10 protein-coding genes, 2 tRNA genes and 1 pseudogene are annotated in these 12,259 nt (G+C 40.0%); 6 read left to right on the top strand and 7 right to left on the bottom strand.

Features of this window, described 5'->3' with window-relative positions; genetic code table 11:
• The first annotated feature begins 8 nt into the window (after positions 1–8).
• The 3 genes from BDD43_RS22115 to BDD43_RS22105 all read left to right on the top strand — a co-directional run bounded on the left by BDD43_RS22115 (position 9) and on the right by BDD43_RS22105 (position 2,415).
• Positions 9–695, top strand: a complete 687-nt coding sequence (locus BDD43_RS22115) for a DUF3826 domain-containing protein (protein ID WP_121199849.1) — start codon at positions 9–11, stop codon at positions 693–695.
• A gap of 125 nt (positions 696–820) precedes the next feature.
• Complete coding sequence (locus tag BDD43_RS22110; RefSeq protein ID WP_211339712.1) at positions 821–1,192, top strand: MmcQ/YjbR family DNA-binding protein; 372 nt, start codon at positions 821–823, stop codon at positions 1,190–1,192.
• Between the two features lie 92 nt (positions 1,193–1,284).
• The gene (locus BDD43_RS22105; RefSeq protein ID WP_121199847.1) at positions 1,285–2,415 is read left to right on the top strand and encodes a bile acid:sodium symporter family protein; all 1,131 of its coding nucleotides are present in this window, start codon (positions 1,285–1,287) and stop codon (positions 2,413–2,415) included.
• 83 nt (positions 2,416–2,498) lie between these two features.
• Here BDD43_RS22105 and BDD43_RS22100 read toward each other — a convergent pair whose 3' ends face one another.
• The 5 genes from BDD43_RS22100 to BDD43_RS22080 all read right to left on the bottom strand — a co-directional run bounded on the left by BDD43_RS22100 (position 2,499) and on the right by BDD43_RS22080 (position 8,873).
• Positions 2,499–4,103 (bottom strand): S8 family peptidase, encoded by a 1,605-nt coding sequence (locus BDD43_RS22100; RefSeq protein WP_121199845.1) that lies wholly within the window; start codon positions 4,101–4,103, stop codon positions 2,499–2,501.
• An 87-nt stretch (positions 4,104–4,190) separates the two neighbouring features.
• Complete coding sequence (locus tag BDD43_RS22095) at positions 4,191–4,964, bottom strand: GDSL-type esterase/lipase family protein (RefSeq protein ID WP_121199844.1); 774 nt, start codon at positions 4,962–4,964, stop codon at positions 4,191–4,193.
• Between the two features lie 176 nt (positions 4,965–5,140).
• On the bottom strand, positions 5,141–7,612 hold the full coding sequence (locus BDD43_RS22090) for a response regulator (protein WP_121199842.1): 2,472 nt from the start codon (positions 7,610–7,612) through the stop codon (positions 5,141–5,143).
• 6 nt (positions 7,613–7,618) lie between these two features.
• Positions 7,619–8,422 (bottom strand): alpha/beta fold hydrolase, encoded by an 804-nt coding sequence (locus BDD43_RS22085; RefSeq protein WP_121199840.1) that lies wholly within the window; start codon positions 8,420–8,422, stop codon positions 7,619–7,621.
• Positions 8,423–8,639: 217 nt separating this feature from the next.
• The gene (locus BDD43_RS22080) at positions 8,640–8,873 is read right to left on the bottom strand and encodes a hypothetical protein (protein ID WP_121199838.1); all 234 of its coding nucleotides are present in this window, start codon (positions 8,871–8,873) and stop codon (positions 8,640–8,642) included.
• 435 nt (positions 8,874–9,308) lie between these two features.
• Here BDD43_RS22080 and BDD43_RS22075 point away from each other — a divergent pair.
• Both BDD43_RS22075 and BDD43_RS22070 read left to right on the top strand, forming a co-directional pair.
• Positions 9,309–9,381: transfer RNA gene (locus BDD43_RS22075), tRNA-Gly, on the top strand.
• Between the two features lie 51 nt (positions 9,382–9,432).
• Positions 9,433–9,517: transfer RNA gene (locus BDD43_RS22070), tRNA-Leu, on the top strand.
• Positions 9,518–10,274: 757 nt separating this feature from the next.
• On the opposite strand, the pseudogene BDD43_RS30645 reads toward BDD43_RS22070, so the two are convergent.
• Both BDD43_RS30645 and BDD43_RS22060 read right to left on the bottom strand, forming a co-directional pair.
• Positions 10,275–11,057, bottom strand: a pseudogene (locus BDD43_RS30645) (recombinase family protein); the annotation flags it as partial.
• 27 nt (positions 11,058–11,084) lie between these two features.
• On the bottom strand, positions 11,085–11,282 hold the full coding sequence (locus BDD43_RS22060) for a hypothetical protein (RefSeq protein ID WP_246001726.1): 198 nt from the start codon (positions 11,280–11,282) through the stop codon (positions 11,085–11,087).
• Between the two features lie 119 nt (positions 11,283–11,401).
• Here BDD43_RS22060 and BDD43_RS22055 point away from each other — a divergent pair, with 119 nt between their 5' ends.
• Positions 11,402–12,256 carry a hypothetical protein gene (locus tag BDD43_RS22055; protein WP_121199836.1) on the top strand — a complete coding sequence of 285 codons (855 nt, stop codon included), beginning with the start codon at positions 11,402–11,404 and terminating at the stop codon, positions 12,254–12,256.
• Positions 12,257–12,259 lie beyond the last annotated feature (3 nt).

The raw sequence follows: 12,259 nt of genomic DNA, 5'->3' as shown, positions 1-12,259 counted from the left end.
GGAATTACATGAAGAAAATCATTGTATTATTGATAACCGTGGCCGCATTTTGCTTGAGCCCTAAAATAACCAAAGCACAGGACGGTGCCGATGCAAAACCTGCCAAGGTTGATAAATCGGACCCGCTTAATAAGGCCAATACATTTGTTGCAGCCCTTAACCTTACCGATGCAGCAAAGGCAAACCGTGTAAAGCAGGCTATAGCAACACATTTAAAGGCAGTGCGCGATTGGCATAATAGTCATGATTACACGCTGGTGCCCGAAGGAATAAACCCCGTTACCGGCAAAACATTCAGTAAGTTGGAGCGGCAGGTTATTATTAATTCTACCATACCAAAAAGCGTTCATGAAGCGCTAATGGCTGGCTTACGTAAGGATTTAACGGAAGAACAGGTTGACGTGGTGCTGGATAAATACACCATTGGTAAGGTGGCATTTACTATGAATGGTTATAAATCGATAGTGCCTAACCTTAATAAAGATGAAGAAGCCTTTATTTTAACTAACCTGAAAGCTGCCCGCGAGCAAGCGGTTGATTATAAAAATGTTGATCAGATTTCGGTTATATTTAAAATTTACAAAACTAAAATTGAAGATTATTTTACCAATACCGAAGGCCGCAACTGGAAACAGATGTATAAAGCTTACGCCGACGCTGCCAAAGCAAAAAAAGCCGAGCCTGTTAAAAACTAAGCCGATATTTAAAAAGCTAAATCAAATTGCCCTTCTGAATGCTTTGTTAATAGTAAGCATCGGCAGGGCATTTTAATTTAGTTTAGCTGATATGCATCTGCTTTTGTGCTTTTTACTTAATTTCAATGGCAAGTAATTTATTTAATTTTATGACCATTGAAGACATAGAAACCATTTGCGATCAATTCCCGGCTGTAACTAAGGATATTAAGTGGGAAGAATACCTGTGCTTTAATGTGGGAGGCAAAATGTTTTTGATAACATCGCCGGATGCTGTGCCACCCAATGCGGCATTTAAAGTTACACCCGAAGAGTTTGAAGAGTTAGCTTCGCGCGATGGTTTTAAACCGGCTCCGCACCTGGCAAGGTATAAATGGGTGCATATTAACGATGTTAGCAGGTTTACTAAAACAGAATGGGAGTTTTATGCGCAGCAATCGTATAATTTGGTAGTGGCTAAGTTATCCTTGAAACTTAAAAATGCGTTGGGTTTATAAACTGCTATCTTCTTGCATTTTTAACATTAAGCACTTTTTATTTTTGATATTTAAGCATTATTTTATAGCCATAAACCATCTATTAATTAAAAATGACCAACCCTAAGCCAAACAAAGCCTTATATTTTATACCAGTAGTTTTATTGGTTGTTTATGTTTTTATGGTGTTAAACCAATTGAAACAAATTGAAGGGTGGTTTTTAATGCTGTCGGTAGCATCGCTGGCGGTTGTGTTTAGGCAAGATGCTAAATTGAAAGGCTTTGCCTTTCCGTTGTTTGTAATTGCGGGGGTATGCCTGGCTATGTATTACCCGCAGTATTTTGTAGCCGTTGGCGGTTTTAAATTAACCAAACTGATTATACCATTATTGCAGATTATTATGTTTGGCATGGGCAGCGAATTAAGCTTAAAGGAATTAAGCATGGTTTTTAAAACTCCGAAAACCATTTTTGTTGGTGTGGTTTGCCATTACACTATTATGCCCTTAATTGGCTTTACGTTGGCATACGCGTTTAACTTCCCCAAAGAAATAGCTGCGGGAATAATTTTAGTAGGATGTTGCCCAAGCGGACTGGCATCCAACGTAATGGCGTACCTGGCGAGGGCAAATTTGGCACTTTCTATAGCCGTAACAACAGTTTCAACTTTGTTGGCACCGTTATTTACACCCTTGTTAATGCGCCTTTTAGCTGGCAGATTGGTACAGGTTCATTTTTTGGATATGGCCTGGGATACCACCAAGGTTGTTATTATACCCATAGTGGCCGGTTTAATTTTCCATTGGGTGGCCCGGGGGAAAGTTAAATGGCTGGATAGCATTATGCCTGTTTTATCAATGGTGGGCATTGCTTTAATTATTATGGTGATAACTGCGGCCGGGCGCAACAGTTTGCTACAGGTTGGTTTGCTATTGGTAGTTGCAGTGTTTATTCATAACACCGCGGGCTTTACACTAGGTTATTGGTTGGGCAGGCTAATGGGCTTTAAGGAGAAGGATTGCCGCACCATATCATTAGAAGTTGGTATGCAAAACGGAGGCCTTGCATCGGGCCTGGCTTTGTTAATGGGCGGGCTATCAACCATTGGCTTAGCGGCAGGGTTGTTTGGCCCTATCATGAATATTAACGGCTCATCTTTAGCTACCTGGTGGCATAACCGGATACCCGCCGAAGATATTATAAACGAAGAAGCCGTTAGCCTTACGGCGGAAATCCATTCTTAAAGATCAGATTTTCACGCCTAAGGCTAACGGCTCAGTATTTTGAATTGAAAATATTTACTTCTCAATCCATTATTACAGTTGCTTTAATACGTAGCTGCTAATTTTAAAGCGTTATAAGCATTTACGATGCCGCCGGTAACGCACAGATCGGTAAATGGCACTTTGTTTTGGTTTTCTCCATCAATAACAACAACATCGTGATTAACTTTTACTACCGATTTAAGTATAATTTCTTTAACCTGGCCGGCTTTTAGCTTTGGATAGTACGACCGTATTAAGGCTGCAAGCCCTGCCACAACGGGCGACGCCATGCTGGTGCCATCGTAAACTGCGTAAGTTGATTTTGGAGTGGTTGAATTAATGCGAACGCCTGGTGCAAAAACATCAACCATAGTTTTACCATAATTGGAGAATGTTGCTTTCAAGGTTTCGTCGTCTTTAAAGCCCGACGCGCCAACTTCTATCCAGTTGCTTGCAACGCCGCTTTTATCGGCATAAATGCGGTTTGGGTAATTGTGGTTGCTTTCCAGTTCAAGGTTTTCGTTATCATTGCCGGCGGCGTGTATTAGCAAAACATCTTTGCTGATAGCGTATTTAACAGCATCGTCAACTACTTTTTTATCGGTAGCAAATGGTTTACCAAAGCTCATGTTTATTACTTTCGCACCATTTGCCGCAGCGTAGCGGATAGCGTTTGCCACATCTTTATCCCGCTCATCGCCGTTAGGTACTGTACGTACAGACATGATCCAAACATGGTCGGCGACGCCTTTAATGCCGATGTTGTTATCGCGAACAGCACCAATTATACCCGAAACGTGACTTCCATGGCTCGCATCCGGCCCATAAACATCATTACTGCCGTAATTGCGCTGGTTATCGTTGTTTTGATCGTCGCCAACAATGCTTCGCGGATCAAAATCAAGGTTTAAATGGTAATTAACCGTTTCGCCGTAATGTTTAAGGCCTGCCTCAATCTGGTTCTTTTTAAAATCCTCCAAATCGGCATCAGTTTTTACAAACCGGCTCATTACCGTTTTTATGCGGGTTTGGATGGCACTGGTAGGTTCAAAATCTTTAAAGAAATCTCCGGCAGATTTATCGGCCGGTTTGCTTTTCAGCATCTCGTCTAAAGTTTCTTTAAAAGCGGTAATGCCTTTCAGGTTGGCTTCGGCAGGTGCCAGCAACTTGTCGCGCTCGGCAACAGCAGCTACATAGGTTTTATAATCGGCTAAATCGGCGGCGCTAACATTGGCTTCCGATGTAACATCTTTAAATTTGGGTTTAAATTTGCGGATAATGCGCGTGGCCTCCATGTTCTCAAACTCAATATTGCCCTTTGCCGAGCCAATAAAGTTCCAGCCGTGTATATCGTCAATATATCCGTTTTTGTCGTCGTCTAATTTGTTTCCTGGCTTTTCTTTTTTATTTGTCCATATCACCGTTTTAAGGTCTTCGTGGTCAATATCCACGCCGCCATCAATAACGGCAACAATAACAGGTAGGGCTTTTTTGCCTTTTAGTAACTCAGTATAAGCCTTCTCGGTGCTTATGCCAAAGGTGGTATCTGTTGCAAGGTCAAGGTTTTGCCAGTTTGGTTTTGGAGTACTTTGTGCCTGAACGTAAAAGGGAGCAATACAGAGAGCCGCTACAAAAACGTATTTTTTAATGAAAGAAAATGGGGTCATAGTTAAAAAAATAAACCAGTGAAAAATTAGGTGCAAAATAAGTTAATTATTTTGTGTTTAACAGCCATTATGTAATTTTTATGGTTACTATTTAAGTACTTTCGCTATCGCTTTGCCCCAGTAGTTGCCCAATGCAACGGCCCCTTTTTCGTTTGGATGAAGGTAAAAAGTACCATGTCCGCCTTGCTCGCTGCCCAAATCGGTTTGGTAGCGCTTTTTAAAATATCTAAAAGCTTTTGTGTCGCCCAAAAAAAGCTGTTTAGGGTGCAAAGTTTTGTATTCTTTTACCAAGGCATCTATTTCATCAAAATAACTTTGCAGCCTGGTAAGGCCTTCCTGCAAGTATACAGAGCGGTTATTTGTATTGGGGCTGTACCATATGGGGTGGTTAACTATTATTTTGCAATCCGGATAGCGGTTAAAAAGGCTGTCGGCAATAGTTTTAAGGTTTGCGCGATAATTTTGTGCCGATACGGGCGCGCCATTGGGGCCGCTTATTGCGCTATCATTGGTGCCAAGCATAATGCTGAACACCAAGGTGGCCGATTTATCGTTATATAGATTATTTGCGGCTGCAATTACCTTGGGCCATGCTTTTTTTGTAGCGGGCAAAAAATCAACAGTGGTATAACCACTAACACCTTGATTACTAAATTGAATATTACCAAAGCCAGCCTTTTTTTGGATGTAACCCGTAGCAAACACAGGCGGAGCCTGCGTGGTAAAATCTTTTAAACGGGAACCATGGGTAATGCTATCGCCTATAAAAACCAAGTTGAGGTTTTTTTTACTTTGTATAGAAAACGAACAGCACACAATAAGTAATATTAAAAATAAAGAGCTAAATTTTTTATTAGTCATGTGGTTGCACACTTATTGGTTAGTGGCTTGCAATTTCAACAAAAATAGCGGCTTAGCCACCTTATTTATTATTAAACTTAAAAGGCTTGCATAAATAAAGGCCTACAAGTAGTGTTAAGTTAATAGCCCTCAGTATTGGTGGAAACTGTAATAGCTTATTGTGCAAAACAATAGTATTAATTTACGGTGGCTTCTTTGGTTAAGTGCGGAAACCATTTGTCGATTTTTTCTTTCAGATCAGTAATTTTAAATGGTTTGCTAATGTAATCGTCCATCCCTTCGCTTATGGCTTTTTCTTTGTCGCCGGTTAAAGCATTGGCTGTCATGGCAATAATAACAGGCTTATTGCCCGATCCATAACGTTCTAAAACTTTGCGGGTAGCTTCATACCCATCCATTTCGGGCATTTGCACATCCATAAATATTAAGTCGTAGTGTTTATGTTCAATAGCCTGCAATACTTCAATGCCGTTAAAAACAATATCGCTTAAAAGGCCCAGTTTTTCCAGGGAACGGCGCACCAGTTTCTGGTTAATATCATTGTCTTCGGCAACCAAAACGTTTATAGAGGTTACACCCGAATAGGTTTCTTGAACTATTTTACCGGTATTTTCGGGCTGCTGACTATCAACATTAAGCACATTTAGCAGGGTGTGGCGTATGTATTCGTATTTAACAGGTTTATTGAGTACGGCAGCAAACAGGTTTTTATCTTCGGTTTGATTTAATGTTACAAAACCAGCCGAACTGAACAAAATGAGAGGTATGTTTTTATCCGGAAACTTGGTTTTTATCAGTCGGGCTACCTCTAAACCATCTTTATCGGGCATTAGCATATCAATAATACCTAAATCAAAGTGCTGGCTTTCAATTGCTTCAATTAATGGTTGGTAATGGGGGTAAATTTGAGCGTCCATCTCCCAAACCTCAAACTGTTTTTTTAATATACGCAGGTTGGTAAGATTATCGTCCAGAATAAAGATGCGCTTGTTTTGCAGGATAACCTCGTTTAGCGAAGATTTTTTATAGAATTGCTTAACGCTGCTGTTGGCTTCTACCTCGATAGTGAAAATAAACGACGAGCCCTGTCCAAATTCACTTTCTACCCGTATTTTGCCACCCATAGCTTCAACCAAACGCTGGCTAATAGCAAGGCCCAAACCAGTGCCGCCATATTTGCGCGTTGTAGAGGAATCGACCTGCGAGAAGCTTTGAAACAGGCGATGAAATTTATCGGGCGGAATGCCAATGCCACTGTCTTTAACCGTAAATTCAATAATGTATTTGGCGTTTTGCCGGTTAAGTAACGTGATGCTTATTAAAATTTCGCCCCTGGGGGTAAATTTTATGCCGTTAGAAACCAGGTTAACCAATATCTGCCGCACTCGCGTAATGTCACCTATAATTTCGGCAGGTACATTAGGGTCTATATAGTAAAGCAGGTCGAGGGCTTTTTCGTTTGCCCTGAGGGATAACAAATCATAAGTTTCCTCAATAACGGTGTTAAGCATGAAGGGTTGCTTTTCCAGATCAAGCTTGCCCGATTCGATTTTAGAGAAATCCAGAATATCGTTGATAAGCGATAGTAAAGTTTCGCCGCTAATGCGTATCGTCTCCACATAGTCTTGCTGTTCATGGTTAAGCGGAGTACCGATGAGCAAACTTGTCATGCCAATTACGCCGTTCATAGGCGTCCGTATCTCGTGACTCATGTTGGCCAAGAAACCCGATTTTGCCTGGTTTTGCTCGTCGGCAATTTGGCGCTTTTCGTCAAGCTCTAAATTTAGTTCGGTAAGTTGCAGGTTTGCAACGTGCAATGATGTAATGTCGGTAAATGCCCACAACCTGCCATGTATATTTTCGGAAACAACAGGTGTACACGATACGCTTAAAACTAATGAAACCGGGTCGCCAAATATCCAGCGCCAATCCATTAATGTTTGGTTGGGCGAGCTAAATAATTTCATGCCCTCGCGTTGTATATCTTCCTGGTTTACGGCTGCGTTGCGCAACTTTGTCATGGCTATTGATATGGCTAGCGGCTCGTTCTTATCGTTATTAACGCCTAATATATTTGCGGCCCTTTTATTTGCCCAGGCATCTTTACCGCTATCGTCTACAAAAACAATACCCTGCGGCGTGGTTTCCATAATGGCGTTAAAGCGGGTGCTTAGCCGTTCAAAATTAAATTGTGTTTGTATTAAACACACCACATCTTTTATAGCCAGCCAGGTATATTGTAAAAATTGCTTAAACAGGTCATCTTGTTCAAAAACATCTTCGTAATAAATTATTAATGCGCCTTTAAATTTTTTTTCGTTTAAAGGCAAATAAATAAAAAAGCCGTTGATGTTATTAAAATCGGTACCGGGTTTGGTTATAACCCTGGTTTTGTGAGTTATACTTTCAATAAAATAAGCGTCGTAAACCTGAGGTGCTAAGGCAGCAGGGTAGCAGGCAACATTGCGGGCGGTAACAGCATCTTGCAACTCAATTAATGCCACTGTTGCTGCATTTGCATGTTTTTGAATGCAGCGTGTGGTTTGGTTAAAAAGCTTTACCCTGTCGTCCCCTTCTTTAATAACATACATTTGGGCTAACAGGTTAACAGATTCCTGCAGCCAGTTTACGTTTTTCCCGGCAATCAAAATTGGTTAGTTTAAAAATTGCTTTAAGGCTTTAATAATTTCGGCAGGAGCACTAATATGAGGGAAATGGCCTGTAGCGTTTACCACAACCATTGTGCTACCTTTTATGTTTTTATTTAAGTATTCGGCCACCTGCAGGGGCACTGCAATATCTTCTTTTGATTGAATGATAAGCGTTGGCGAATCCAGTTGTTTTACATCTTCGCGATGATCGCTCTGGAAAATAACCTTGGCAACGGCCTGTGCAATATCCGGCCTGATGGCTGATAGCGTATTTGCAAAACTTTGAGCCAGTTCGGGCCTGTCGGGGTTGTTCATCGCTATTGACGAAAAACCGCTTACCCATGCAAAGTAATTGGTATCCATAGCCTGGTATAAACCATCAAGGTCGTCTTGTTCAAAACCACCAATATAACCTTCATCATTTCGGTAACGCGGCGATGCGCCAACTAATATCAATTTTTTAAAATGTTGGGGTGCTTTAAGTTTAGCCAATGTAGCTATCATGCCGCTAACAGAATGTGCTATCATAATAGCGTCTTTAACGGCCAAAGTTTCACAAATATCAATCAAATCATCGGCGTAACTAAACAAACTGTTGTAACGGTTTGAGCTGTAAGCTTCGGGCAGGGCATTACCGGCGCCAACATTATCGTAAAGTATTATTTTATAATTGTTTTTAAGGGCGTTTGCAACGGAGTGCCAGGCGGTTTGATCGGTACCAAATCCATGTGCAAAAATCAGGGTTTCTTTTGCATCGAGGTTACCAATAATGTTAACATTATTTTTAACAATAGGATCGGCTTTCATTTTTTGACATTACATTAATAGGGTTAAATAATTTGCTTTACTACCATGCAAATTTACCACCTACGAAAATAATATTTTTTTGGATCTTAACTATTTTTAAATCCATTTATAAAAAAACATTTTTTATTGCTTATTGATGCCGATATTGAAATCATTTATCCCGATGTTAATTAAACCAATTGAAAATATGGGTATAAATTATATTCGGCAACTTTAGTTATAACTTTAATTGCTCAATTTTATCGGCAAGCAAATACAACACATCTTCGTTAAGCAAACCGGGGTTTTTGCATATTTGTAAGCAGTTATAATTGTCGGGTTCAAAACCCACAACAAATTGCCCGTTGCTAAATGCCTCAAATTTGCAATGGCCGTTTTCGTTATGAATATAATCAGACACCTCAAAGTGAAAGGTTTGCTGCAGGGTTTCAACACTTATCTTTATATCCATATCCGTTTAATTAATATACGGATAACCAGGAAACCCTTACATTGTTAGCATTACCTAAACTATTTTGGAATGATAAGCCATTCCGAATACCCAAATTAGCGCCCTGCGTTTAGTTTACGGGCAGGGTATGATAGTAAAAACAGTTAAGCGATAGCCGGGGCACACGAACAATAGGAGGGTTTTGGGAAAGACACTGCACAATGGATGGCCATAAATTAGTTTTTTTGACATGCTTTTAAAAAAAAACCAACCACAGAACGGGAGAAATGAGGTTAAACAACACGCTTAATTAAAAATTGTTATTTTGAAACACAACTACTTATAACTTTCTTTGATTTTTTTTGAGAATATTATTTGCAGGTTTTCCATTTCTGGCTATATTTGCAATCCCAACAACGAAGAAGGTTATTAAAAACTGAAACGTTAAACAAAAATGCGAAAGTAGCTCAGTTGGTAGAGCACGACCTTGCCAAGGTCGGGGTCGCGAGTTCGAATCTCGTCTTTCGCTCTAAATCCCTCTCTTAAACCGGAGGGATTTATTTTTAAAGGTTAATCGCCTGCCCAGATGGTGGAACTGGTAGACACGCAGGACTTAAAATCCTGTTCCCGTAAACGGAGTGCGGGTTCGATTCCCGCTCTGGGTACAAAGCCGTGATTAGGACGAATTTTAGTTCTAACACGGCTTTGTTTTTTTGGTGAAGTGCTGTTAATCAGATAGATAAGCTCTACTGCTTTATTCAGTTTTCCGGTTCGATGTATCAAGCCATCAAAACTCCATTTTTCAAGAAAGATCGAACCAATAATATCCCGCTGATGTCCTATATCTGCGTTTAAATACAATAGATCAAGCTTTTTGAGGTTTTCGACTGCTTTATACACTAAGCTATCAATATCAACTGTAGCCGCAGTATTGGCCACAAAATCATTTAGCCTGGCTTCCAGTATCATGATCTTTTCTTCGGCCTCTGCTTTGATTGTTTTATAATCATTCCCGCTAATATCATCCGATAAGAGTAACTCCCTGGCTTTGGTTATGCGGTTATTGTTTTCAGTGATTTGTGCGATATAGTTTTTCCGTTCATTACGGAAATAATCGCTTCCACCGTTATACAAGTCCAGTATAACCTCTTTATATAGCGCAGCCATCCCCGGTTTGGGAATAAACTCACGAAGCTTTTTCACAAAAGCCATATTTACATGCTCGGCTTTATAACGACAGCCACAAGATGGCTGGCAATGATAGTAATGATAATAATTGTTTCTTCCCTTGGACGCGCTGCCGGTCAGCAAACGGGTACAGCGCGAACATTTAAGGAAACCTCTTAATGGTAGTTTATCGGGTGCTACTACCAATATACCATGAGAGCTATTAACGCCTATATCCCTTACCCTGCCGTCCATTGCATCTTGGGCCTTATAAAATAAAACTTCTGATATAAGCGGCTCGTGTAAACCTTGTACAAGCTGCTTTTCTTCATTTTTATAGGCAGGAACTAAAACTTTACCACAATAGCCAACATTTCTTAATGCTGTCCTAAAACTTGTCGCACTACATTCTAACCCCCGGTGTTTAGCCATTTTCCAAATTTCCTGCGTGGTAAACACGCCCTCGGCTATTTGCTCAAAGGCCCAGCGCATGTGCGTGGCTTCCGGTTCATCAAATGCTACATACTTAGTTCCGTTCTCTCTCGTTTTATTGATGTAGCCGGGCGGCGCAACGCCTAACCACCGGCCTTCCTTCCGAGCTTGGCGCATACCTGTTTTTACGTTCAAGGCCCTGCGGTCGTTTTCTATTTCCGGCGTAGTGAGGTAAACGGCCAGCATCATTTTATTTTCCGGGATATTCATATCCAACGGCTGTTCGATGGCCTGCGGTTCAACGCCGATTTTGCGCAAAGTGCTGATCATTTGGTAAGCATCGCTTGCGTTACGGCTAAACCTGTCCCACTTGGTAAACAGTACCAAATCTGTTTTGCCTTTATACTTCTTTAATTCAGCAAGCAGCTTTATCCATTCTGGCCGTTCAAATGTTTTAGCGGAATGATCTTCAAAAATGATTTTCCTTACCTTAATAGCATTGATCTCACAATACTTTAAAAGCACATCTTCCTGAAGCCGTTGTGAGTAGCCTTTATCCGCCTGTTCATCGGTGCTTACCCTAATATATAAATCAGCTATTCTCATAGGTTTGTATGAATATTCAAAAAACTGTTAAAGTACTTTTGATTGTTTTTTAAACTTGATTTCCAGCGCATTAAGCTCTGTTTCTATAGCTAATTTACCAAATTTATACATAAAATCCAAAATTATTTGCGCTTCTTCAAGGGTAACTTTTGTACCGTGTTTAGCTAAAATTTCGACTGCTTTAGCGGATGTTATATTGTGCTTTGTGGAATAGATGATTTGCATATCGTACCTGTTTAGAGGTACAATATTCCGACCTTAAAAAGAGCGTTTAACCCATGTGGGTTAAATAAACCTATATCCTATCTTAGTAGCTGTTACAAATAATACCTATCCTATCTTTTATGACTTACTATTTTGACACCAATGCCGTTTATAATATCCGTAAAGTGCCAGCAGATGTTATCAAATCCTCCTTTACTTCCATTTTAACGTTGATTGAATTGATTTCCGGCATAAAAGATGAAAAAAGCTACACTAAGCGGAAAGCTATTATCGGAATGATCTTCAAATTAAAACTAACCATTGACTGGGCAATGCCCGAAGAGATCGTATTCAATAGTTTTGATTTTTTTGATGAGGATGAGTTTGGGGATGATCGTACCGAAAAGCTGATCAATTTAATTAATTGCTTAATTCGTTCATCTTCTTATAATAACTATATCGGGTCAGAAATATATTGCAACCAATACGGTCACAGATATTTCAAGGAAATTGATGATAGTATGAGTATGTTATTTATCCTTAGATCAGAACTTGCAATACACGCCATGAAGCATAGTCTGACCACCGATATATCCGGAAATACCATAATGGTCGGAGATCAGTCCTATTTAATAGATACTGCAAAGGCATTGAGCGATTTCTTTGAACTACATCCTGAAATGAATCGCGCTATAACAATAAACGGTCTTGCAAATATGCTAATTGATACGCTGCGCCTGGAAAATGTGGCCATTGAAGATGTTTTTGAATCCTACAATGGCCTCACAGATATGTATGTAGATGCTATGTCTAAATACTGTATTTACAAAATCACTCACCACGAAACACCCGCTAAAAATGACTTCTCAGACCTGACACACATTTTATACATGAAAAATTCGACCATCAGAAAAATGGTTAGCGATGATAGCTTATTTAAAACTTATTTAAAGGAGCATGTTGTATCAGTTGCTCATTTAAAGCTCAAAAATTGAAGT

Origin of the sequence: Mucilaginibacter gracilis (assembly GCF_003633615.1) — a bacterium.
GTDB lineage: Bacteria > Bacteroidota > Bacteroidia > Sphingobacteriales > Sphingobacteriaceae > Mucilaginibacter > Mucilaginibacter gracilis.
This window is presented reverse-complemented; position numbering and strand designations above follow the sequence as displayed.